Origin of the sequence: Shinella sp. HZN7, from assembly GCF_001652565.1 — a bacterium.
Taxonomy (GTDB): domain Bacteria; phylum Pseudomonadota; class Alphaproteobacteria; order Rhizobiales; family Rhizobiaceae; genus Shinella; species Shinella granuli.
In genome coordinates this window covers 67221-90956 of the sequence record NZ_CP015746.1, presented here as the reverse complement: position 1 = coordinate 90956, position 23736 = coordinate 67221, and the positions used below count along the sequence as shown (strand labels likewise).

Annotated in this window: 26 protein-coding genes; 10 read left to right on the top strand and 16 right to left on the bottom strand. The window is 61.4% G+C overall.

The window, feature by feature from the left end; translation table 11 throughout:
- Window positions 1-4 precede the first annotated feature (4 nt).
- From shn_RS33920 to shn_RS33905, 4 genes are all read left to right on the top strand, one after another.
- Entirely contained in the window at window positions 5-1159 is a 1155-nt protein-coding gene (locus tag shn_RS33920; protein WP_064334817.1) for a multicopper oxidase domain-containing protein, read from the top strand.
- Complete coding sequence (locus tag shn_RS33915) at window positions 1156-2349, top strand: ZIP family metal transporter (RefSeq protein ID WP_064334816.1); 1194 nt, start codon at window positions 1156-1158, stop codon at window positions 2347-2349. Before shn_RS33920 ends, shn_RS33915 begins: the two co-directional genes overlap by 4 nt.
- Before the next feature lie 166 nt (window positions 2350-2515).
- Window positions 2516-2791: a metal-sensing transcriptional repressor gene (locus tag shn_RS33910; RefSeq protein WP_145926154.1), complete on the top strand. Its 276-nt coding sequence runs from the start codon at window positions 2516-2518 to the stop codon at window positions 2789-2791.
- A 15-nt stretch (window positions 2792-2806) separates the two neighbouring features.
- Complete coding sequence (locus shn_RS33905; protein WP_064334814.1) at window positions 2807-4126, top strand: MFS transporter; 1320 nt, start codon at window positions 2807-2809, stop codon at window positions 4124-4126.
- A 33-nt stretch (window positions 4127-4159) separates the two neighbouring features.
- On the opposite strand, the gene lspA is transcribed toward shn_RS33905, so the two are convergent.
- The 15 genes from lspA to metC all read right to left on the bottom strand — a co-directional run bounded on the left by lspA (window position 4160) and on the right by metC (window position 17193).
- Window positions 4160-4666, bottom strand: a complete 507-nt coding sequence (gene lspA, locus shn_RS33900) for a signal peptidase II (RefSeq protein WP_064334813.1) — start codon at window positions 4664-4666, stop codon at window positions 4160-4162.
- 3 nt (window positions 4667-4669) lie between these two features.
- Window positions 4670-5359: a L,D-transpeptidase gene (locus shn_RS33895; RefSeq protein WP_064334812.1), complete on the bottom strand. Its 690-nt coding sequence runs from the start codon at window positions 5357-5359 to the stop codon at window positions 4670-4672.
- 193 nt (window positions 5360-5552) lie between these two features.
- A complete protein-coding gene (locus shn_RS33890; RefSeq protein ID WP_064334811.1) occupies window positions 5553-6593 on the bottom strand; it encodes a murein L,D-transpeptidase family protein in 1041 nt (346 codons plus the stop codon).
- A gap of 69 nt (window positions 6594-6662) precedes the next feature.
- Window positions 6663-7532, bottom strand: a complete 870-nt coding sequence (locus shn_RS33885) for a peptidylprolyl isomerase (protein ID WP_064334810.1) — start codon at window positions 7530-7532, stop codon at window positions 6663-6665.
- On the bottom strand, window positions 7532-8173 hold the full coding sequence (locus tag shn_RS33880) for a DsbA family protein (RefSeq protein WP_064334809.1): 642 nt from the start codon (window positions 8171-8173) through the stop codon (window positions 7532-7534). Before shn_RS33880 ends, shn_RS33885 begins: the two co-directional genes overlap by 1 nt.
- A gap of 168 nt (window positions 8174-8341) precedes the next feature.
- A complete protein-coding gene (locus shn_RS33875) occupies window positions 8342-8911 on the bottom strand; it encodes an MAPEG family protein (protein ID WP_064334808.1) in 570 nt (189 codons plus the stop codon).
- Between the two features lie 204 nt (window positions 8912-9115).
- Window positions 9116-9718 (bottom strand): transglutaminase-like cysteine peptidase, encoded by a 603-nt coding sequence (locus tag shn_RS33870; protein WP_064334807.1) that lies wholly within the window; start codon window positions 9716-9718, stop codon window positions 9116-9118.
- Between the two features lie 98 nt (window positions 9719-9816).
- Window positions 9817-10659 carry a copper homeostasis membrane protein CopD gene (gene copD, locus shn_RS33865; RefSeq protein ID WP_064334806.1) on the bottom strand — a complete coding sequence of 281 codons (843 nt, stop codon included), beginning with the start codon at window positions 10657-10659 and terminating at the stop codon, window positions 9817-9819.
- A 10-nt stretch (window positions 10660-10669) separates the two neighbouring features.
- Window positions 10670-11032 (bottom strand): copper homeostasis periplasmic binding protein CopC, encoded by a 363-nt coding sequence (gene copC, locus shn_RS35605; protein ID WP_168169022.1) that lies wholly within the window; start codon window positions 11030-11032, stop codon window positions 10670-10672.
- A gap of 240 nt (window positions 11033-11272) precedes the next feature.
- Window positions 11273-11728, bottom strand: a complete 456-nt coding sequence (locus shn_RS33860; protein WP_064334805.1) for a pseudoazurin — start codon at window positions 11726-11728, stop codon at window positions 11273-11275.
- Window positions 11729-11876: 148 nt separating this feature from the next.
- A complete protein-coding gene (locus shn_RS33855; protein WP_064334804.1) occupies window positions 11877-12668 on the bottom strand; it encodes an amino acid ABC transporter ATP-binding protein in 792 nt (263 codons plus the stop codon).
- A complete protein-coding gene (locus tag shn_RS33850; protein WP_064334803.1) occupies window positions 12668-13741 on the bottom strand; it encodes an amino acid ABC transporter permease in 1074 nt (357 codons plus the stop codon). Before shn_RS33850 ends, shn_RS33855 begins: the two co-directional genes overlap by 1 nt.
- A gap of 2 nt (window positions 13742-13743) precedes the next feature.
- The gene (locus shn_RS33845; protein WP_064334840.1) at window positions 13744-14886 is read right to left on the bottom strand and encodes an amino acid ABC transporter permease; all 1143 of its coding nucleotides are present in this window, start codon (window positions 14884-14886) and stop codon (window positions 13744-13746) included.
- Window positions 14887-14947: 61 nt separating this feature from the next.
- Entirely contained in the window at window positions 14948-15970 is a 1023-nt protein-coding gene (locus shn_RS33840; protein ID WP_064334802.1) for a transporter substrate-binding domain-containing protein, read from the bottom strand.
- The gene (metC, locus tag shn_RS33835; RefSeq protein ID WP_064334801.1) at window positions 15967-17193 is read right to left on the bottom strand and encodes a cystathionine beta-lyase; all 1227 of its coding nucleotides are present in this window, start codon (window positions 17191-17193) and stop codon (window positions 15967-15969) included. Before metC ends, shn_RS33840 begins: the two co-directional genes overlap by 4 nt.
- A gap of 86 nt (window positions 17194-17279) precedes the next feature.
- Between metC and shn_RS33830 the strand changes: the two genes are divergently transcribed.
- From shn_RS33830 to shn_RS35600, 5 genes are all read left to right on the top strand, one after another.
- Window positions 17280-18209, top strand: coding sequence for a LysR substrate-binding domain-containing protein (locus tag shn_RS33830; RefSeq protein WP_064334800.1), 930 nt, complete (start codon window positions 17280-17282; stop codon window positions 18207-18209).
- A 232-nt stretch (window positions 18210-18441) separates the two neighbouring features.
- Complete coding sequence (locus shn_RS33825) at window positions 18442-18765, top strand: hypothetical protein (RefSeq protein ID WP_064334799.1); 324 nt, start codon at window positions 18442-18444, stop codon at window positions 18763-18765.
- A gap of 141 nt (window positions 18766-18906) precedes the next feature.
- On the top strand, window positions 18907-19536 hold the full coding sequence (locus shn_RS33820) for a L,D-transpeptidase (RefSeq protein WP_084438751.1): 630 nt from the start codon (window positions 18907-18909) through the stop codon (window positions 19534-19536).
- Window positions 19537-19547: 11 nt separating this feature from the next.
- On the top strand, window positions 19548-20603 hold the full coding sequence (locus tag shn_RS33815; RefSeq protein ID WP_242224962.1) for an NAD(P)/FAD-dependent oxidoreductase: 1056 nt from the start codon (window positions 19548-19550) through the stop codon (window positions 20601-20603).
- A gap of 214 nt (window positions 20604-20817) precedes the next feature.
- On the top strand, window positions 20818-22005 hold the full coding sequence (locus tag shn_RS35600) for a DUF882 domain-containing protein (RefSeq protein WP_371328653.1): 1188 nt from the start codon (window positions 20818-20820) through the stop codon (window positions 22003-22005).
- A gap of 13 nt (window positions 22006-22018) precedes the next feature.
- Here shn_RS35600 and shn_RS33805 read toward each other — a convergent pair whose 3' ends face one another.
- Complete coding sequence (locus shn_RS33805) at window positions 22019-22948, bottom strand: cation diffusion facilitator family transporter (RefSeq protein WP_064334797.1); 930 nt, start codon at window positions 22946-22948, stop codon at window positions 22019-22021.
- Between the two features lie 184 nt (window positions 22949-23132).
- On the opposite strand from shn_RS33805, the gene shn_RS33800 reads away from it, so the two are divergent.
- Window positions 23133-23648, top strand: a complete 516-nt coding sequence (locus shn_RS33800; protein ID WP_064334796.1) for a copper chaperone PCu(A)C — start codon at window positions 23133-23135, stop codon at window positions 23646-23648.
- Window positions 23649-23736 lie beyond the last annotated feature (88 nt).

The window sequence follows — 23736 nt, the reverse complement described above, 5'->3', positions numbered from 1 at the left end:
GACAATGCGAAACTGGCTGCCATTCGACCTCGGACGCCGAAAGCTGCTCGGTGCGGGCCTGGCGGCGGCCGGCGGCGCAGCCCTCGCCGCCCGTTCAGCGCTGAGCCAGGATGCCGCCGCCCAGCATCAGGGCCACCAGATCTCCGCGGCGTCTGACGGCAAAGCCGGCACAAGGGATGCCGCGCCGCCGCATATGCAGGCACATGGAGCGATGATCACCGTCGGCGACGTCGATAACGAGCGCAACGGCTTCGATCCGACGTCGATGCTGACCGACTGGGATCTCGGGAGCGTCTCCACCCTCCCCGACGGCCGTCGGCTGCGTACGTTCGAAGTCGAGGTCGAGGACAAGGAGATCGAGATCGCGCCCGGCGTCATGTTCCCCGCCTGGACCTTCAACGGTCGCGTGCCCGGGCCGTCGCTCCGCGCGATGGAAGGGGAGCGGCTGCGCATCATTCTGCGCAATTACGGTTCTCATCCGCACTCCATGCATTTTCACGGCATTCATGCCGCGCGCATGGACGGGATTCCTGGCGCGGGCGTCATCAACCCAGGCGAGGAGTTCGTCTACGAGTTCGACGCCCGCCCCTTCGGCTGTCACCTCTACCACTGCCATGCCCTGCCGCTCGCGCGGCATATCCACAAGGGCATGTACGGTCTCTTCGTCATCGATCCCGATCCGGAACTTCGACCAGAATTCCGCGAGGTGGCGCTCAGCCGGCTGCACGGCTCGCCCGAGAATGCGAGATGGCAGGAACTCGCCATGGTGATGAATGCCTTCGACACCAATTTCGACGGCGAGAACGAGTTCTATGCCTGCAACACCATCGCTCACTGCTACGCCAAGAAACCGATCCGCATCGAGAAGAGCCGTCCGGTGCGCATCTACCTCGCGAACCTCACCGAGTTCGATCCAATCAACTCCTTCCACATCCACGGCAACTTCTTCGACTATTTCGACCAAGGGACCACCCTGACGCCGACTCTGAAGACCGTCGACCTCATCATGCAGTGCCAGGCGCAGCGCGGCATTCTGGAGTTCACCTTCGGCGAACATGCGGACCATGAACCGGGCCTCTACATGTTCCACGCGCACCAGTCGGAGTTCACGGAGCTCGGCTGGATGGGAATGTTCGAAGTCGTGGAGGAAGTGGCATGACCGACGAAACCGCTTCGAGCCAGGCCGCATCACCTAGCCGGCGCGCCGCTCTCCTCTGGACCGTCATCCCTTTCCTGGTTTTGGCGGCGGCCATTGCCTGGCTCTTCGGTACCAATCCGCTCCGAAGCTTCGAAAACGGCGCGCCGCCCGTCGAGAACCTCACCTATGAGCGCACAACGCTCGACGGCGGCGGGGTACGGCTTCTTGTACGCGCCGGCGGCTCGGAGCCGCTGAAGATCGCACAGGTCCAGGTCGATGCCGCCTATTGGCAATTCACGCTCGACCCGCCCGGCCCGCTTCCCCGCGGGCAGTCGGCCTGGATTTCCATTCCCTTCCCCTGGGTTCTCGGCGAGGCGCACCGTGTCACCGTCGTCACCAGCACCGGCGCAACGTTCGAGCACGAGATCCCGGTCGCGGTTCCCACGCCGGAGGTGACCTCGAACGGTCTCCGGTCGCAAGCCATCCTCGGCGCCTTCGTCGGCATTCTGCCCGTCGCCATCGGCCTGATGTTCTATCCGGCGCTACGCGGCGCGGGACTGAGCGCCATGCGGTTCCTGCTCGCGGTGACAGTCGGCCTCCTCGCGTTCCTCTTAGTGGACGCCGTAGCGGAGGCCTTCGAGCTTGCCGGCGCATCCGCACCCGTCTTCCAGGGTGGCGCAATGGTGGTCTTTGCCGCCGCCGCGTCCTTCCTGTTACTAATGGCCGTCTCGCGGCGGGGCGGACGGCCGAGCGGCGTGGCGCTCGCCACCTACATCGCAATCGGCATAGGCCTGCACAACATGGGCGAGGGCCTTGCCATCGGAGGCGCCTTCGCGGCCGGCTCCGCAGGCCTCGGCACCTTCCTCGTCATGGGCTTCACGCTGCACAACATCACCGAAGGCATAGGCATCGCCGCACCGCTCCTCAAGATCAGACCCACCTTCCGCCAGTTCGTACTGTTGACGCTGATCGCCGGCGGCCCGGCCGTGCTCGGCATGTGGATCGGCAGCCTCGCCTACGCCCCCCATTGGTCGGCACTTGCGCTCGCGATCGGTGCCGGCGCCATTCTCCAGGTCATCATCGAGGTGACGCTGTTCATGCTCCGCAACGACGAGGACCGTACGGACATCCTGTTCTCGAAGGAGGTCCTGGGCGGCTTCGCCCTCGGCATCGCACTCATGTACGTGACCGCGATGCTGGTGAAGATCTGATTGGTCTATGCGCTCGCAGTGAGGAACAGGTCCCGGCGCGCTTTCTCGGCAACACTATCTGGCCGATAAACGCCCGGTGCAACGCTGGCTGTAGGCGCGGCGCAATCACGAATGTGACGCCGTGCCCACAATTGCAATATCCTATCCAGGGGGATAGGTTATGCATATGAGCGAGCACAGGCACAAGACCCATCCCGAGATCGTCAAGCGGCTGAAGCGGGCCGAGGGACATCTGAAGAGCATCATCGCGATGATCGAGGACGGGCGCCCCTGCCTCGATCTCGCACAACAGCTTCATGCCGTCGAAAAGGCGGTCACCAATGCCAAGCGCGCGCTGATCCAGGACCATCTCGACCATTGCCTCGAGGATGTGGTCGGCCCCCTGCCCGCCGACCAGCGAAGCGCCATGGCCGAGTTCAAGGCGATCACCAAATATCTCTGACCGATCGGAAACAGCATGCTCGGCGTCCTCCAGAACCGAACCTATCGCCACCTCTTTCTGGCGCAGGTCGTCGCGCTGGTCGGGACAGGTCTGGCGACGGTCGCCCTCGGCCTGCTCGCCTACGAGATCGCCGGACCTGACGCCGGCGCGGTGCTGGGTACGGCACTCGCCATCAAGATGATCGCCTATGTCGGCATCGCACCGATCGCGGGCGCCTTCGCGGAAGTGCTTCCACGGCGGCCGCTGCTGGTCGCACTCGACCTCGTACGCGCCGCCGTCGCCCTCTGCCTGCCCTTCGTCACCGAGGTCTGGCAGGTCTACGTCCTGATCTTCGTCCTGCAATCGGCCTCGGCCGCCTTCACCCCGGCCTTCCAGGCGACGATCCCCGAGGTGCTGCCGGACGAAAAGGACTATACGCGAGCGCTATCGCTCTCCCGGCTCGCCTATGACCTCGAAAGCCTCATCAGCCCCGCCTTGGCTGCAGCGCTCCTGACGATCATCTCTTTCCATTCGCTGTTCGGCGGCACGGTCATCGGCTTTCTCGTATCCTCGGCGCTCGTCGTCTCCGTCGTGCTTCCCGCGCCTTCGAAGACCGAGCGTCGCAGTGTCTACGAACGGACCACGCGGGGCCTTCGTCTCTATCTGGCAACGCCGCGGCTGCGCGGCCTTCTCGCGATTTGCCTTTCGGTCTCGGCCGCCGGCTCGATGGTGATCGTCAACACGGTCGTGATCGTGCAGTCCACCTTCGGCCTGACCCAGGAAAGCACGGCCCTTGCGCTCGCCGCGTTCGGCGGCGGCTCGATGCTGGCGGCGCTCTTCCTTCCAAAACTCCTCGACACTATTCCCGACCGCCCGGTCATGCTGGCTGGAGCGGCGGTCCTGATTGCCGGGCTTCTGGCAGCCTCGGCCGTCGACGGCATCCGCACGCTCTTGCCGCTCTGGTGTCTCCTCGGCATCGGCTATTCGATCGCCCAGACGCCCTCCGGCCGGCTGTTGCGGCGATCCGCGCATGCGGAAGACCGACCGGCCCTGTTTGCGGCGCATTTCGCGCTCTCCCACGCCGCCTGGCTCGTCACCTATCCGCTCGCCGGTTGGCTCGGCGCAACGATCGGCCTGTCCGCAGCCGCCCTTTGCCTCGCGCTCCTCGCGACGTCCGGCTTCGCCGTCGCGATGGCGCTGTGGCCAGCGAACGACAACGTGGAGATCGAGCACGACCACGACGACCTGCCTGTCGATCACCCGCACCTCGCCGAAGGAGTGCGGCGCGGCGGGCATAGCCATGCCCATGCCGTTGTCATTGATCGGCTGCATCCCGAGTGGCCCTCAAGGCCGTAAGCTGTCGAACCGGTGGCTCCGGCCGCCTCGCTTTCATGATGATTGGCTCGTTGCAGTGTCTCTGTGGAAAGAAGCAACAACGATCATGAGGCCCGCACCAGCCACGATGGCCACATCGGCAAGGTTGAACGATGGCCAATGCCACTGTCCCGCATAGAAATCCAGATAGTCGGTGACCTGGCCGTCGGCATACCGGTCGACGAGATTGCCCATCGCTCCTCCCGCGACCATGCACAGTGCCAGCCGCTCAACCATCCGGCGCGAAAGAGCGGCCCACGACAGGAGCCCGGCAACGATGCATGCTTTCAGAACGGCAAAAAGCTGTGGCGCCGCCGATATCCATTCGGCGAACATTCCGAAGCTGACGCCGGGATTGTAGACGAGCACGAGATTGAAGAACGGTGTGACGGGAATGATCCGCGGCGGGTTCATCACCGCCGTGACCATGAAGTGCTTGAGAGCGATGTCCACGAGGAAGATTGCGGCGCCGAACGCAAACAAGGCGGCGAGCTCGCCTTTTCTTTCAACTACCAACCGCATGATCTACGTGCGTACGACAATGCGTGCCTTGGAAGGCACGCGGGTGTAGAGGTCGATGACATCCTGATTGACCAACCGCACGCAGCCGGAGGACACGGATTTTCCGATAGAGTTCCACTCACGTGTTCCGTGCAGACGGTAAAGCGTGTCCTCGCCATTCTGGAAGATGTAGAGCGCGCGGGCGCCGAGCGCATTGTCCGGCCCTGGCTCCTGTCCACCGTTCTCGACAGAGAATTTCGCAAGCTCGGGTTGGCGCGCGATCATTTCCGCCGGCGGCTTCCAGCGCGGCCACTTCTGGCGCCACTGGATAACCCCCTCGCCTTCCCAGGCAAATCCCGCGCGGCCAAGCCCAACCCCGTAGCGCATCGCGGTGCCGCCGGGCTCCGCGACATAGAGAAACTTCGAACCGGTATCGACCACCACAGTGCCGGCTGGCTCGCCCGTCGTATTGAAAACACGCTGGCGGTAGAATTTTGGATCAATTTGCCGGAAGGGAACGGCCGGCAGCTGATGACCGCCATCCTCCATCGCGGCATAGCGAGCGGCCAGTTCCTCCTCGCTCGGCACGCCCATCGGACGTCGTGCTACGCTGGGCACGGCGGAGGGGGATGTCGTGGAACAGGCCGCCAGCGCCATGGAAAGCGTCCCGAGAAGAAATCCGCGGCGCGCGACGGTGTTGGTGTCTTCAAGCATGTTGGTCCCTTTTCTCGACGCCGACTATTTACCGGTTTCAGCAGCAGCTGCCGACGGTGTCGACGTCTTCATTTCGCTGCGAATGTGAAAAGCGCTGTAGGCAATGACAGAGACTACGAAGCCCAGCAGAACAAAAAGCATGACGCGGTTCTTCCGCCGGATCATGCGCGCACGCTGTCGAACGTCACTTGGATCAGTCATCCGACGCCCCGCTGACAGCAGACGTGCCCGAATAGGGATCGGCAAGCGCAGCCTCCGGCCGACTGACCGGATATTTTATGATCGAGATATCCTCCGCCAGCTTCGAGGCCCCCTGTTTCTTCAAAAGAGCCCGGAAGCTTGGATGCATTCCGCCGTCCACATAAGCGAGCGCCGCGGCCGACTTTTCGGCGGCAAGCGCCGCGTCCACCTTGCCACGCTCCGTCGCCACCATTGACAGGAGGTCGGCCGAAGCCCCGCTGGACGATACCGGACAGGCGGCGAGCGGATTGCGCGGATCGCCCCCCTCGAACTCCCTGTTGAACACATAGCGCCGTTCGCAGGCCGCGACCTTCGGCTGGCGCTTCGAAAAAGCGAATTGGTCGTAGCCCTCCTTGAGGGTGAGCCAGAACGGCATGTTCGAATCCCCTCGATGCTTGGCGAGGTTCTCCGCGGTCATGCGAAACGGATAGGCTTGGACCTGAAAGCTGTCCTGACCGCTTTGCAGCGCCTTCTGAGCGATGGCATAGATCTCACCGACGCCCTGATCGGTCATGGCGTAGCAACCCGACGACGAGCAGGCGCCATGGACCATCAGCGCCTCACCGGTGTAGCCGAGCGCAGCTTCAAGACGGTTGGGATAACCGAGATTGAACGAGACATAGTACTGCGACTGCGGATTCAGCATCCCGGCCGAGACATGATAGAAGCCTTCCGGCGCCTGGCGATCGCCTTCTTTCGTCTTGGGGCCGAGTTTGCCGGACCAGCGGCACATCGGATAGGTCTTGAAGAGCTTGTAACGGCCTGATGCATCCGCCTTCCACACCTCCAGCTCACTCTCCTGCTTGAATATCCGCACAAGGACAGGATCTTCAGGCCGCATACCCTTCTTCGCCATCGCGGCCACGACGGCGGCGGAAAGCTTCGGCGGCTCGCTGGAGAGTTCGGCGAGCTCCATGGCAACGCATCCCGATAGCATGATCGCGATGAGAGAGACGGCGAGGAATTTTGGCAGCAGAGAATGGAGCGACCGCATGAGATGCCGGGACACGAGAATAATCAGAACAAGGGAACGGGATTGCACGAAAGAAACGATAGAGTTGCGCTATTCCCCGCCCTCGGCACCATGCTCGTGTCCGTCATCCGATCCCTCAGGCATCGCAACATCGGGCACGAGCTTCTCTATCCGCGCGGCCGCCTTGAGGTCAGCGACGATCTTGCTCACCGCCTGGGCTTCCATGCCACGGCGCAACTCCGTCGACACAACCTCGAATGCCGGTGGTTCACGCTTGCGCCGCTCTTCAAGTTTTACGACATGAAAGCCGAAGGGCGTCTCCACGGGCTTTGCGGCAATCTCACCGGTCTTCATCGTTACGATCGCCTCTCCCAGCTCCGGCGGGAGTTGTTCCATTGTCAGAAAGCCAAGATCACCGCCGCTCTTCTTCGACGTCTCATCCAGCGAAACGCTCCCGGCCACCTCTTCAAAGGACTTGCCCGCGGCTATATCCCTCATCGCCGCCTCAGCGCCAGCCCTGTCCTTCAGCAGGATGTGCCGGACGCGAACCTCTTCGACCGACGGCATGGCGGCGACCCGTTCGTTATAGACCTTGCGCAGTGCGTCCTCGGTTACAGCGGCGGCGGCAGCCTTGGCGAGATAGGCCTGCCGAAGCGCCTGTTGCCTCAGGAACACCATCTGCCGCTTGAACGTCTCGTCGTTCTCCAGCCCGTCCTTGATCGCGGCGTCAGAGACCACCTTGAGGTCGATCAGCGCATCGACGACCGCGGACTTGCGTGCCTCGGGTGTTGCCTTGGGATTAGGATCGCCGAGGAACGAGGTTGCGAACGATACGTCGGATTCCAGAATCTCGGAATCTCCGACGCGAGCTGCTACCTGATCCGCCCGTTCCTCGGCGAAGGCTGGAACAGCGACCAGAAAGAGCGCGGAAAGAAAGACGTTCCTGATTTTCAGCAGCATCACTTCTTTGCTCCCGCGACAATCGGTTCGATGACGGCGCGCAATTGCTCGATCGGCATTACGCCGGTGTATTTTTCGCCGTTGATAAAGAAGGTCGGCGTCGAATCGACGCCAAGTTCCTGACCTCTGGCCGCGACCGCATTGACTTTGTCGAGCAGCGCCTGGTCGCTAAGGCAAGCCTCAAGATCGGCCTCCTTGAGACCGGTCATCGACAGGACCGAGAGGAACCCTTCCTTGCCGTCCTGAGCACGCGCCCAGCGCGGCTGGTTACGGAAGAGGAGGTCGACCGTCGGATACCATCTGTCGTCACCCGTGCAGCGGGCGAGCATGAAGGCGGCGGTCGCGCGCGGATCAAACGGGAACTCGCGGAGAATGAAGCGGACCTTACCCGTATCGATGAACTCTGCCTTGAAGGCTGGCCAGATATTCAAGTGAAAGTTGGCGCAATGCCCGCATGTCATCGACGCATATTCGATAACGGTAACCGGTGCGTCGTCGCGCCCCAGAATCCGCTCGGGCAACGGCCCCGGCTGCAAGAGGTCCGTCGCCGAGCCTGTGGCGGCCGTCTGCGCAACAACGCGGTTTGCGGCCAGCAAGGTGAAAGCTGCCGCGGTCGATCCCAGAAATTGTCGCCTGAACATCTCGTCTCCAAATCAAAGGAGCCGGATCATAAAACCTCTAGGTACTTGAGGTGCAAGAGGCGTAAACGCGCGCCACGATTTTTACGACGGATTCAAACGAAGGGTCGGATTCAAGCCCGCCGGGGCCTATGCCGATCCATCAGTATGCCAGAATTGACGTCGTCAGCATCACGTTTGCCAGACCCGCGTGATCAAGTGCGCCAACGCGATCACGAACGCCGCGATGCTGGGGAGCGCAGTCAGGGCCATTCCAAACGCACGGCCACCGGCCCCTTTTGAGTACCCGACTAAGAAGCAAACGCGGCCGACACCGAACAGGACCACAGAAGCCGCGATAAACGGCATCATCGCCGCGCCTTCCAGCATCACGAGCGCGGATAACGTCACGGACGCGATGACGAATTGTTCGAGCGTGTTCTGAAGAAAAGCGGCTGCAACGGCAATTCTAGAGCTCGGGCGAGAGTACGCCGATCCGCCGATATCTTCCGCAGAATGACGTCGGCCTCGTGCCACCATGGCGACGCCTATGATGACCCAAACGACGAGAAGCAAGTTCGCGGCGGCTATGAAGAATAGCCGCGATTCCAGATTTTCGTCGGGGAAAACCTTGGCGCCGCGTAGAAGGTATTGCGTGCCACCGAGGGCCAGCATGCACACCATGGCAGCCGCACCGCTTCTCAAGAGGATTTTGCGCTGCTCTTTCCGAAGTTCAGCTTTGGACGCCGGGACGATTACCATATCAACACTCCGCACCGTATGAGCCTGAACGTAAAGCTCTTACTGTCAGGACCGCTCGATCGCGGGTGCCAGAGCTTTAAGTTCCGCTCGGCATGGTTTGGATGACCAGCAATTCGGCGGCTGCTGCGATTGTCGCCGTGCTCGTGTCGCAGTTTGGTCGAGACGAAAAAAGCTCTGCAGACGAAACCTCCTCGACCCCGAACTTCAGTGAACGGAACCGACCAGCGGAGCGTCGCCGTCTCGAATGGACACCCAGCGCCCCGTATGGTCGACCGCCTGTCGCTTCAGGTAAGTGTAGCCAGTTTCGTCCCAGTTCAAGACGGCATCTGTCAGATTATCAAGAATGACGTCTCCGATGTCGGTTCTCACCGTCAGAACGGCGTGCCCCTCACCGTTCGGTCGACGCAATACCGTAATGAGCACCGTTGACGACGGGATACCATCCTCGATCAAAACACGACGTTTTGCGAGCACATAGTCCTCGCAATCGCCTCCATCGACTGGATAGGTCCAGTATTCTTCCACTCCGTATAGATCAAAATCACTTATGGGCTTGATTGCCTTGTTCACTGAAACATTCAATTGTTGCAACTGCGCAAGGAACTCGCTCGACATTGGCAATGGCGCCGTTTTCCTGGAACGTAACGTGCATTCTGACGCGTTTCGCTTGCAGAACTCAAAATGACCGATTGGTTGAGACGTGAAATTTCCCGTGACCATCGCGGACGGATGAGCCCATGCGCCGTTGCCGACAAAAGACCAGAGAGCCGATAGGCTCGCACCTGCGATCAACCGTCCGAAATTCATCACCACTCCGATTCATTCCTGATCAACGTGTCCAGATTATTAATGATTCCCGTCTCGCGCGTCCATGCGCCTGACACTCGGAGAGCCGAAGACACCGCTCAAAGTGGTTCGAGCGTTCCAAACCATGCAACCAGCGCAACGGCCAATAGCCCAAGCGCGATCTCGAGTCTGGTTGCTCTCGCGAGCGCCGACAATGCGTCGGGCCTGTCCCGAAGACGCGGCACCAGGAAGTAACGATTGCACACCGCAAGTCCGACCATGGCCATTGTCACGAACACCTTCAAAGCCCAAAGCAGCTGATAGCGAATGCTCCAGTCAAGCGGTATTCCTTCGAAGATCCAAAGAGTAGCAATCAACCCGGTCACGAGCAGAAGCGAAACCCAAAAATGGCCCTCGCCTGAATAACGGATAAGAATCATCTTCGCGTCAAGCTTTTCCACGTCCGGCAGAAGCCGCAAGACATACGGCAGCGCACCCAACCAAGCTCCCGCAGCGATCTGGTGAAGCACGTCATTCGCCTGCCGCACATACCCGAATACGCCTTCGGATGCTGCGGCATGTCCGGTCATCGATTGGGCAATGAACACGATCACTATCGACAGCACGGTGGCCCTTGTCCATTGCATGACAAATGCAAACGCAGCCACCGTGATCGCCGCCGCCTGGAGAGCCCACGACCTTCCGGGCGTGGTGAAAACTATGACATCCCGAAGAAGGCCCGGTTCAAAAATATCGCCCCACCCGTCAGAAACCCGGGCCGCCTGTGCCGGCAGGAGAATAATGACCGCGACAACCAAGCACAGAATCATCCAGCCCTCGAAACGCATCCTCTCTGCATGAGGCTGGAGGCGCCAGCGAAACAATGACGCCCCCCAGATCATAAGGGCTGCTCCGAATATTGCGCCCCGGCACAGGATGAGGACAATTACCGGGTCCGCCATTCACGGCACCTCATTTGACGAGAAAGCTGAAATTGCCGTTTATCTTATGACCATCCTTGGAAAGAGCATCCCATTTGACATCATACCTGCCTGAAGGCAGCGGCTCCGGAAGGGGCGCAAGAAGCGTATGACCATCCTGCGAATTGATAGGCTTGCCCACTCGCACCGCCGCACCATCAGGCCCGATGAGTTCGATATTGCTGAAGCGCAGGTTGACGGTTTCGGAGAACGTGAGCTCAAGTGACCTTGGTGCTTCCACGGTTGTATCGGCACTTGGCGACGAATTCTTGAGCACGGAGTGCGCCGTTGCCGGGGCGGCTGTCAGAACTGTCATTGCAAACGACGTTAAGAATAAAGCTTTGAATTTGTTCATGTCGCTGCACGGTCCTGAATATCGGGTCGCCGTCATCAACGATGACAGCGGGTTGATAGGATGATTGGGGCGGCGGAGCGCCACGCCGCACGGCTACACGCTCTTCTCGCCTCAATCCGCGATGATTGCCTATCCTGCGCACAAAGTCGCCGAGCCGGACGACGTGTACCGTTGCGCACAGATGCATAACGGTCATGGCATGACAAGAAGCCGGCTCGTGTGTGGCGTTGCTTCAAGAACTCACGTCGTCGGCACCTGCGCCAGCAGTTCCTCGAACACCTTCTTTGCCTTGCCTATATGTTTCACCGTCCTGGCCTGTTCCAGGTTGACCGGCTGCCCCACCGCGATGAGCGCCACCATCCCCATTCCATAGTGCGGAAGGCATTTTACACCATAGATGCCTTCCTGCTCGACGGTTACCGTGATCTGCTCGTTGATTTTGCCTTTGAACGCGTTCGCTCCATCCGGGATCAATCCCTTGATGGTCTCGGCATTGTGGCCCTTGTCGACGGGCACAAAGGTCACTGTATCGCCAGGCGCGGCCAAAATGAAATCGGGCTCGAAGACCATCGCGCCCTTCTTGCCTTTGTTGAGCATCATCACCTGATGGTCTTTCGTTGCCGCTCTGACAGGCAGCGCCGTCAACGCTATGGTGCCAATCGCTGCACCCAGCAATACGTCTCGTCGTTTAAGCATGTGGTTTCTCCTTCACAATCTTGCACGATTGCAGGATATCGCCTGCCTGTTCGGAACACTTTGGTCAATCGTAACCGGCAAAGCGAGATGTCGCGCGGCGAACTGCCGCTCCCCAGCCGCCCATCATCGCCTCCATCGCCGGCGGTGTTCAATCCGCGGTTGGACCGTCTGTGAACGATCGACCTAAGTGCCCGACTATCTGGCTGAGAAACGCGCGCGCGCGCGGGTTTCGCGGCGACTTGAAAAACTCCGCCGGCCGGTTTTCTTCGATCACTTTTCCGCCATCCATGAAAACGATGCGGTCGGCAACCGCCTGCGCAAAACCCATCTCATGCGTGACGCACAGCATGGTCATACCGTCGTTGGCGAGTTCGATCATTGTGTCGAGCACCTCCTTGATCATCTCCGGGTCCAGCGCCGATGTCGGTTCGTCGAACAGCATAATGCGAGGTTTCATGCACAGCGCCCGCGCGATCGCCACACGCTGCTGCTGACCGCCCGAGAGCTGCCCGGGATACTTATCGGCCTGCTCCGGAATGCGGACCTTTCGGAGGAACTCCATCGCAATCTCCTGCGCGTGTTGGCGCGGCATTTTGCGAACCCAGATTGGCGCGAGGGTGCAGTTTTCCAGTATGGTCAAGTGCGGGAAGAGATTGAAGTGCTGAAAAACCATTCCAACTTCCGATCGGACTTTCTCGATCCCCTTCAGGTCACCGGTCAATTCGATCCCGTCAACGATGATCCTGCCGCGCTGATGCTCCTCGAGCCGATTGATCGTGCGGATCAGCGTCGACTTGCCAGAGCCGGAGGGTCCACAGATAACAATCTTCTCGCCTTGCGCGACAGAGAGGTTGACGCTCTTCAAGACCTCGAAATCGCCATAGGACTTCCCAAGATTCTCGATACTTATCGCGAGTGTTGCAATGGGAGTGGCAGCCATCAAAGCATCTCCTTACCGCGGCGTTCCAGGAAGTCGGCAAAACGAGCAAAGGAAAAGGCGAGAATGAAGTAGATCAGACCGATGAACAGGAAGGTCTCTGTCGATGGTGCTGGCCAGTCCGGATCGGACAGTGCCGCCTTGCCGGAACTGATGAGATCGAAGAGGCCCACCACCAGAACCAGGCTGGTGTTCTTCACCATCACGATGATGGTGTTGGTCAGCGCCGGGATGACGATGCGGATCGCCTGCGGCAAGATGATCAGTCGCTGGGTGTTCCAATATCCGAGGCCCAGCGCTCCTGCCGCTTCCGCCTGGCCCGCAGAGATCGACTGGAGCCCACCCCGTATCACCTCCGCGAGGTAAGCCGCCGCAAAAACCGTGAGCGCAAGAAGCGCACGGACGAATTTGTCCGGGAGGAGCCAATCCGGAAGAAAGAGCGGCAGCAGGATCGAGGCGACGAAAAGAAGGCTCAGAAGCGGAAGACCGCGGATCGTCTCGATGACCAGGATACTCAATGTTCGCACAACAGGCATATGCGACCTGCGGCCGAGAGCCAGAAGCACTGCCGCCGGAAATCCGAGGCCGATGGCGAAGACGGTGAGGATAAGCGTCACCGGCAGGCCGCCCCAGGCGCTTGTGGGCACGTAGGGCAGACCGAAACCGCCGCTCATGAGCCACAGCACGACGATCATCATGCCCGGCCAGGCCAGGGCGAGCCAAGGCCGCCATGACGACGGCCTTGCGGAAACCACCAGTGTCGCGAGGATTAATCCGCACACCAGTGCGGCGCGCCACCGTTCCGAGGGCGGATAGATGCCGAAGAGGATCTGCCCATACTTGGCGAGGAGAAAACTCCAGCAGGCGCCTGTCGCCGCCTGGCAGGTCTGGGGCTCGGCGGGAAGCACGGCTGCTTCGAAGATCGCCCAATCCGCAAGCGGCCACCCGATACGGACCAAAAGCGCGACCAGCGCTATCGTCAAGACAGCATTGAGCGGCGTGCCGAAAAACGGCGCCAACCGTCTCGTGAGAGGGCGACTGGTAAGCGCCGGTACGTTGTAGGCGATTTCGACCATTTTCAACGCTCCACGATGGCGATGCGCCGGTTGTACGCGTTGAGCAGCGCGGACAGGGCGAGGTTGACGAGGAGAAAGACGCCGAGGATCATCGCGACGCCTTCGATCGCGTGGCTGGTCTTGTTGATCATAGTGCTCATGACCGTCATGAAATCCTGGTAGCCGACCACGATCGCGAGGGTCGAATTCTTGATGACGTTGATGTACTGGCTATTCATCGGAGGGACGATGCTGCGCAGGGCAAGCGGCAAGACGACCAGCCGGTAGGTCTGCGCCCGAGTTAAACCCAACGCAGTGGCGGCTTCCCACTGTCCCCTGCGTACCGCGACGATCCCCCCGCGAACGATTTCCCCGACGAAACCCGCGGTATAGAATGTAAGGCCGATCAGGATGGAGGTCAGTTCGGGCGTCAGCGACCAGCCGCCGACAAAGTTTGCACGGCGGAATTCGGGCAACTCGATCGATAACGCATTGCGATAGAGCATGAGAAGCAGGGCCACGCCCGATGCCACGGCAATCCATGCCCATAAGACATAAGGCGGGCGCCGGCCCGTACGAGACTGCCGCCTGTGGGCGGCGCGGGATGCCGTGAACACGCCCAGGAGGCCGGCGCCAACGAATGCCAGCGGCATTACCCCCGATGCCGACCAGTGAAGCGCCGGCATGGAAAGTCCCCGCACCGAAAGATGCGTGCCGGGGCCCAGCTTCCACGCTTGCGAAGCGAGAGGCAAAACCTCCCACCAAAGCGCGTAGGTGAAAATGAGTAGGACGACGAGCGGCGTGTTGCGGGCGATCTCAACCCAACCACGGCAAAGGCCGCTCATCAGGGGGTTGTTGCTCAGGCGCCCGATGCCGATGAAGAGGCCAATGACGCTGGCGATGACGATCACGAGGACTGAAATGAACAGGCTGTTGGCGAGGCCGACGACCGCCGCCCACCAGTTCGGATCGGAGGACGAATAGGGAAGGATCGTCTCCGCGATCTGAAAATTCGCCGGTTTCCAGAGAAAGCCAAAACCGACGGGTATGCCCCGAAGCTGAAGGTTTTGCGCCGTGGCGGAGACCAAGGCGATCCCGAAGGTCGCAACGCCAGCCAACAACATCAGCTGAACGGCAGCCGCACGAAAGCGGGCATCCTGCAGCATGATCTGAATCTCCTCTGCATGCATTGCCCGGCCGCTGCGACCGGGCAATGGTCCGGTTCGGTTACTTGAACGCAATCGGGAATAGGATGCCGCCATCGCGCGGGAGGGCGTTGAGACGGCGCTCGGCCTTGAGCGCGCTCTGTGCCCCAAGATTGCGGTCAAAGACTTCGCCGTAGTTTCCGACCTGCTTGATGACATTGTAGATCCAAGCGTCGTCCAAACCGAGCGGCTCGCCGATGCCGGGTTCGGCCCCCAGCGCCTTGCGCGTTTCTGCATCGCCGCTCGTCGTTTTGATTTCATCGACATTCTGCGAGGTGATGCCGCGATCTTCGGCCCAGACCATGGCGTTGAACGCATAGCGCACGATGTCCAACCAGCGGTCGTCACCACGGGGGATGGCTAGAGCGAGCGGCTCGGTGGTCGCGCCGCTATAGAAGATGGCATGCTCCTCCGGATTGCCAGCGACAGACGCACGCTGGCCGGCAATGGCGAAGCCGTCGCTCATATAGCCGTCGCAACGTCCGCCGAAATAGGCATCCCGCGCCAGGATGGTCGAATCGAAATAGACGCGTTGGACCTTGACGGCATTGTCCTGCTCGATCGTGTCGAGCGCGTTCTCGACCAGGCTGCCACCGCCCTGCAGGCAGATCGTCAACCCATCGAGGTCAGCCGCTTTCTGGACGTTCAACGCCTTGCTCAACATGATGGCGTCGCCGTCGACGAGGTTGATCGCCACGAAGCGGACCGCGGTGTCGCGTGTGTAGGTCCATGTCGTCGTCCGCGACAGGACATCGATCTCGCCCGTCTGAAGGGCAGGCAGGCGCTGGGCCGCGTTCAGTGGAACGAACCGTGCCTTTTTGCTGTCCGCGAACACCGCGGCGGCAACGGCTCGGCAACTGTCGACGTCGAAACCGGTCCACTCTCCCTTTTCGTCGGGGCGTGACAGGCCGGGCACCCCCTGGCTGGCGCCGCAGCTCACATATCCCCGTTCCCGGACCTTGTCGACGATGGATTGGGCGTGAACCGGCTCGCCGGAAAGTATAGCAGCAGCGATGGCGCTGGTCAGCAGAATTGCGTACTTCATCGTTCTCTTCCTCTTGTTGTGATTGTTCCCTCTTCATCAATCCAGTGCTCGTGCACCACATCCGCGACCAAGGCATTCAGGGCCGCCTCGATATCCGCCTGCAGGTCCTCGACCGGCTCTAGACCGACCGAGAAACGGACGATCCTGTTGCTGCCCGGAACAGGCAATGCCTGGTTCGCGGATACATCCAGTTGAGGCGTGACGATGCTTTGCGTGCTTCCCCAGCTTGCACCGATACGGAAGACCTTGAGCGAGTCCACGAAAGCGGAGACATTGGCTTGGAACGGTGGTGCCAGCCTCACCGAGAAAAGGCCGCTGGCACCCTGGAAATCACGCCGCCAGATCGAATGGCCCGGGTGGTTCGGCAGGGCAGGATGCAGCACATCGCCGATCTCTGAACGGCACTGGAGCCAGCGCGCGAGCGTCAAGGCGGATATCCCCTCCCGCTCCAACCGCAGCGGCATCGTCTGAAGCCCGCGCAGCGCGAGGCTGGCGTCATCGGCCGAGATGCCGAGACCCATGGTCCTGCCGGTGTCTTTCAGCCGCCGGTACAATCCTTCATCGCGTGTGACCAGGGCACCGAGCAGAAGATCCGCATGCCCACCCACATGTTTTGACAAGGCTTCCATGACAAGATCCGCACCGAGATCAAGCGGGTTGCAGTTTAGCGCAGACGCCCATGTGTTGTCGGCGAGCACGCAGGCTCCGGCCGCACGGGCGGCGCCTGCGATCGCCGGTATGTCCTGTATCTCGATAGTGTTGGAACCGGGCGATTCCACCACGATCACCCGCGTGCGCTCGTCGATCAGGCGAGCGACGCCTGCTCCGGCGGCTGGCTTGTAGAGAACCGTTTCGACACCGAACCGTGAAAGCGTGTCATGGCAGAAGCTGCGTGTCGAACCATATGCGGCGGATGTGACGAGAACGCGGTCGCCTGCTTTCAAAAGGGAGGTCAATGCGAGCGCGGTCGCCGATTGGCCCGACGGCAGGCAAAGGCAGTGGTCCGCGTCGTACAACTCGGCGAGCCGTGCCTCAAGCGTACGGGTCGTCGGCGTGCCGTACAGGCCATAGGTATAACCGTCATAGAACCGGTCGTAGCGGCGCTCGAACGCGTCGGAAGACGGAAAGACGATGGTGGAGGCACGCGTGACCGGCGCGGAAAGGCTCCTGAACCCTTCATCGCTTATCGGTCCGGCATGCAGCAGTTTGGTTTCTCGGTTCACGGCTAAACTCCCTGAACGAGATATAGCGTATCGCCACTATGTGCGATAATGTCTCAGCCATAGGCACTTTATGCGCGGATGTTATAATGCACCTGGGAGAACTCGAGGCCTTCGACGCGGTGATGCGTATGGGAAGCACATCGCGAGCCGCTGAGTTCCTGGGCATCAGCCAGCCGGCCGTCAGCCGGGCGGTTGCCCGCCTTGCCCGCTCGACGCGACTGACCCTATTCCGCCAGGTCGGCGGCAGGCTCGTACCAACGCCAGAGGCAATTGCCTTGCACGAGGAGGTCGAGCGGGCTTTCATCGGGATGGACCAGCTGCGCGCGCGTGCGGCGATGATCCGGGAGTTCGGCGCCAGCGGACTCCGCCTGGCATGTTACCCTGCGCTCGGGCTTTCGTTCGCGCCGAAGGCTATCCAACGCTATCGCAGCAGGGACCGAACCGGCCATGTCACACTTCTGATTGCCGGCTCGAATGCCGTGCGCGATATGGTCGCTTCCGGCCAGGCGGATGTCGGTCTTACCGCCGACGAAATCGACACGTCTCGCGTCTCCGTGCAACCCTTCATGTCCGCGCCGGCCGTTTGCGTCATGGCGGCCAGTCATCGGCTGGCAGGAAGGGAAAACGTAACGCCCGCGGACTTGGAGGGCGAACCGTTCATCGCGCTGTCTCCGGACGACACGGTGCGCAGACGGATTGAACGGACCCTTGAAGAGGCGCAACTGCAAACCCGCACTGTCGTCGAAACGCAATATTCCGAGGTCGTCTGCAATCTGGCCCTGGAGGGCGTCGGAATCGGCATCGCCAATGCAATGACCTACAAGGCCAGCCAGTTTGAGAGCCGTGGCCTTGTCGCTCGCCCCTTCATCCCTGCGATCCCGTTCCGCGCCCTCATCCTCACGAGCAAGGATCGACTTAAATCCACAAGGGCCGAGACGCTTATTGCCGCGCTGCACGACGCCCGCAACGACATCGGCATCAAGGTCGGCACTATCGAGACAGCGGTCAGTATGTAGAACCTTTGCCGAGTGCGACCCGCCGCAAAACGCCGAACGCGGGATGCCATCGTGATTGGCACCTGCCGATGTCATGACATCAAACGCGCGGGATCAAAATCACTTGCGATTTCAACGGGTCGTGCGCGAAGGCAGGAATTTCGCCTCCACGCTGCACACACCGGTAATCGCCTGTTAAGCATAATGCCGTGAGATAGGTCTTCGAAAATGCAGCGATCCGGGCATTACGCACATGCACCGCGCCCTCATGAAGTTGATCATTGTCTTCCTTATGTCGCTCGTCGTCGGAGCAAGCACCGCGGCGTCGGTGGCGGCGCGCAGCCACGCGCTGTCCGACCCGTTACAGAGCAGCGTGAGCCTTTTGGCGATAGACACTGATGATTCAGAGCTTGACCATCCGGCGAGCCTAGAGACCTGTCACGAAGCCTGCAGCTGGCTGGTCGCGTGGTTCTGGCCGGTGGCCGCACCGGTCCGCCGGATTCGCCCCAATCAAGCTTTCGACACGCAATCGTCAGTTCCAGCCCGGCTGATTCTGCCTCCCCCTCGCTCGGCTTGAACCAACCGGGGACGCACGCGTGCGCGATGCGGTCTCCGGTGACGCGACCGCGGCATACGCTCGGCCGCTCACCCACCATTCCCATTTCAAAGCCGATTGCAGACCGCCAAGCGACCCCTGCCCGTGCCAAGGAACACTTCCATGAGACGACTTTCAAACCACGATACCGAACAATCCCCAACAGCGGAGCGGCCGGCTTCCCCGGTTCTGGATCGACGGACCTTCGGCCTTGCCGCCGTCGCTCTCCTTGCCTCACCCGCGCTCGCCTTCGCGCAAGGCAGGAAACGCACGATCGACATCGATGAGAGATTTCTGCCGCAACTGGTGACATCTCCCTATCCGGAGACGGCCGGTACCATCATCGTCGTACCGAGGGATCGCTTTCTCTATCTCATCGAAGAAGGGGGCCTTGCCCGCCGCTATGGCGTAGGTGTCGGGCGCGCGGGCCTGGCGTTCTCCGGCACGGCGACTGTCGGCCGGAAGGCGAAATGGCCAAGCTGGCGCCCGACCGACAACATGATACGGCGTGATCCGAAGAAATATGCACGCTATGCCGACGGCGTTCCCGGCGGGCCGAAGAACCCGCTGGGCTCGAGGGCTCTCTATTTGTTTCGAGACGGCAGAGACACCCTCTATCGCATCCATGGCACGACCGAGCCCTGGACGATCGGCAAGGCGGTTTCGAATGGTTGCATACGGATGGTCAACGGTCACGTCGAAGACCTCTATGAGCGCGTCCCGGTAGGAACACGCGTCGTGGTGGTTTCGTGACGGCGCGGCAGGTGCTTGTCATCGGAGCCGGCCAGGCTGGCCTTGCCGCAGGGTACTACCTGCGCAGGGCCGGTCTGCCTTTCCTGATCGTCGACGCCCATCCGCGCGTCGGCGACAGCTGGCGCAGCCGCTACGCTTCGCTGACCCTGTTCACTCCACGCCAGTTCAGCGCCCTTCCAGGCCTGCCCCTTGCCGGCAACCGGGAGCAATATCCGAGCCGCGACGAATTTGCTGTCTACCTGGAAGACTACGCCGCGCGTTTCAGCCTGCCGGTGCGATCGGGAACACGGGTCGCGCGCTTGTCGCGTGCGAACCGGGTCTTCCTCGCAGAAACGGACTCGGGCGAGAAAATCGAAGCGAGTGAAGTGATTGTCGCGACCGGGGGTTTTCAGAAACCGATAGTCCCGTCCATCTCTAGCGGCTTCGGATCTGAGGTGCTGCAGTTGACGCCGCAAACCTATCAGAACCCTGCGGGTGTGCCCGATGGACCGGTCCTCGTCGTTGGAGACGGCGCAAGCGGTCGTGACATCGCACTTGAATGCCGGACCCTGCAACCTGTGATGCTTTCCCACGGCAAGCCTCGAAAACTGTTCCCCGAAGGGCTGTTCGGGAAGTCGATCTGGTGGTGGCTCCGCTTGCTCGGCATTCTGAACGCCTCGCCGGAGTCATGGATCGGCCGCAAGGTGCGCGCTGCCGATGCCTTTCCCGACCGAGGGCAAGGCGACAAACACCTGGCGCAGGCAGGTGTTCGGCTTGTGCCACGCCTTGTCGCCGCCTCAGGCGAGACGGCCACGTTTTCCGACGGCAGCTCCGCCACCGTGCGAACGGTAATCTGGGCGACCGGCTATCGCGATGAGACGGGTTGGGTGGAGATTCCGTCGGCCGTAGGACCGGATCGTGCGTTCTCGCACACCAACGGCGTTTCCGCTGTGCCTGGGCTCTACTTCGTGGGCCGGCCGTGGCAACGAAACAGGGCATCCGCTCTCGTCATGGGTGCCGGGCCGGATGCCGAGCGCATCGTCGAGGAGATTGTCCGCCGGCAACACCGTCAAGGGGCCAAGCGATGACCACCAGGCATCAACGGCTTCTTAAATCTTTGTTGACCATAATCCTCGCCAGCAATCTGCGGCGAGACGTCTCTGCCGCCCCGTGAAGTATCTCGTTTGGATCGGAACTGCTGTGTCTGAGTATCCTGTGACTGCGTTTCTGGCGCGCCTGTTCCACGCTGCTGCCGACAAGGGAATCGAGACGATTGCGCGCTGGGTTGCGCAAGCCTCCACCATCACGGCCGCCGCCGCCTCTGTCGTCGCACTGACCGCTGCCACGGCTGCCGCGGAAGATCGATCGCTGAAACTGTTCTTCACCCACACCGGCGAGCGGGCGACGATCACCTTCAAGCGCGACGGCAGGTTCGACCCGAAGGGTCTCGCGCAGGTCAACCGCTTCCTGCGCGACTGGCGCCGGAACGAACCTGCTCGCATGGACCCTCGCCTGCTCGACCTCGTCTGGGAAGTCTATCAGCGCAGCGGCGCGAAGGATTACATCCACATCGTCTCCGCCTACCGCTCCCCCGCCACCAACAATATGCTGCGCGGTCGTTCGCGCAGTTCGGGCGTCGCCAAGAACAGCCAGCACACGCTCGGCAAGGCGATGGACTTCTTCATCCCTGGCGTGAAGCTGGCAAAGCTCAGGGCCACCGCCATGCAAATGCAGGTTGGCGGCGTCGGCTACTATCCGAAATCGGGCTCGCCCTTCGTGCATCTCGATGTCGGCAATGTGCGCGCCTGGCCACGGATGTCGCGTCAAGAGCTTGTGCGCATCTTCCCGAACGGCAAGACACTGCACGTTCCCGCCGATGGTCGCCCCCTGCCCGGCTACAACGTGGCCATGGCGGACTACAAGCGACGCGTCGGCTCGAAATCGATCATGGCCGCGAGCTCCGCCGGCGCTGCACTGTCCGAAGATGACACCTCGCCGAACAGTCTCGTGACCGCGTTGCTGCCGACACGCAAAAGCCGCGCGGAAAAGGCGCTCGAGATGCAGGCCGCGGGCGAAATGACCGTCGAACAACCGGCGTTCTTCGACCTGGCGACCATCAGCGCTCCGCTCCCCACGTTTCGAGCAGCTGAAATCGAACGCGTTGTGAGTGTAAACACCTCCGCTTTCATTCCCTCCTCAACGTTCAAGGCCATGGGAGGCCTCGGCATCACGGGGCGGGTATTGCGCCAGCCCGCTGTCGCCGAATCCGGCCTTCTTGACCTTCACCAGGCAAGCGCATGGACGGTTTCCGACAAGGCGATGCTCGATTGGGCGCTTGCACCGGCCGAGGCGCTTCAACGGCTGACGCTTCCGGCTAGCCTGCGGCGTGCCGTCGCAAGCGTCGACGATACGCGACGCGGTTCGCAAACAACACGGGCACTTGATGCGTCGAGCACCTTCAACCTAGACCGCTTCGGATCAGACGGCTGATTGAAGGGCACGATCACGCGTGCCGGGCGAGAAGCGCGCCCCGCGGGTCCACCTGGACCGTGACATGATCGATGCCGTGCCCTTCCTTGAGAAAGGACGCGACGACCGACGGCAGGGTCAATGGGTCGATCCCCTCCTTAGGGCTGACGTGGACGGTCGCGACGATGCTTTCGTCCGTCAAGGTCCATGCATGGAAGTGGCCCGCCTCGGCGATGCCCGGCAGATTCAGCAGGCCCGCTTCGATTTCATGGGCAACAATGCCTTTCGGCGTGGCCTGCAGGAGCACGCGGATGGAATCGGAAACCAACCCCCAGGCCGAGCGGATGACGAGGCCGGCGACCAGCACCGAGAGAAATGGGTCAAGGATGCTCCATCCGGTGAGCATGATGCCGATGGCCGCAGCAATGGCGCCGACCGATCCGAGAAGGTCGCCGACGACGTGAAGGAGCGCGCCGCGCAGGTTGCTGTCACCGCTGTCGCCGGACCACAGCGCATAGGCGCCGATAAGGTTCACGACGAGACCGATGGTCGCGACAACGAGCATCGGACCGGCGAGGATCTCCGCGGGCTGGTTGATGCGCTGCACGGCTTCCCAGGCGATCCATGCGACAAGCAGCAGCAGGGTCGCGCCATTGGCGAGAGCAGCCAGGACCCGGACACGGTGAAAGCCGTAGGTCCGCTGCGCATCTATCGGCCAGCGCGCCACACGATAGGCCACCAGCGCAAGCAGCAAGGCTGCCGAATCCGAGACCATGTGTCCGGCGTCCGCGATCAGCGCAAGAGAACCTGCAAGCCAGCCACCAATTGCCTGCACCAGCGCATAACCGGCGGTCAGGATGAACACGAGCCTGATCCGGCGCTCGTTCGATTGCGTCACCTCGGCTCCGTGTTGGTGGTCGTGATCTCCATCGGAATGCGCATGCCCCGGCTCGCTGCTCATCATCTTGCGCCCTCGCTACCAGCTTTATCGCGACTGCTTGGAAACTGGTGCGGTAGCGGGCGAACGTCAATCATCCATGTAGATGGTCCGGTGTCCATATGCCGCATTTGTGAAGGACAGTGCGTCATTATTCCGGCGAGAATTCTGGTAAGACAACATCCGGATCAAAAGTCGGAGAACCTGGGCCATGCGCATGATCGCCTGCGCTGCGACAATGTTTGCAACCACGCTGCCGGCTTTCGCCGCCGGCGCTTCGGACGATTTGTCTCTCCATGATAATCCGCCTCGCGCCTTGCTGGTCGAGCACGCCGAACTCCTCGTTGTGGATCAACAAAGCGGTCAGACCAAGGGGTTCCTCACGATCTGGAACGGGACGGACGGCGAGATGCGTCTGTCGTCTGTCGCAAGCGAGACCTTTCGATCGGTTTCGACGCTGTCGTCACAACCCGCCGATGATGTTTCCGAGCAGCGCCGCTTCGAGGATTTCGTTCCGATCCCCGCTCATGCCGAGTTGAGAATGCAGCCAAATGGCATTCGGCTCCTTCTTGGGGATCCAGTCTCCGACATGACGGGGCGCCAGGCCGACCGCTTGACGCTGACCTTCGACGACGGCACGAAACTGGAGGTGATCGCCAAGATCGTCAGCTCCCGTGGCGAACTCGTCAGGCACCATCACGGTCAGGTCGAAGCCGATCCGGGTTGAATCGTCTTGTTGGCGGCAGCAGAGTCGAGAAGGAGCAAACACCCGTTGAGCCAACAGAGTTGCTGCATTGTCGGCGCCGGCCCTGCCG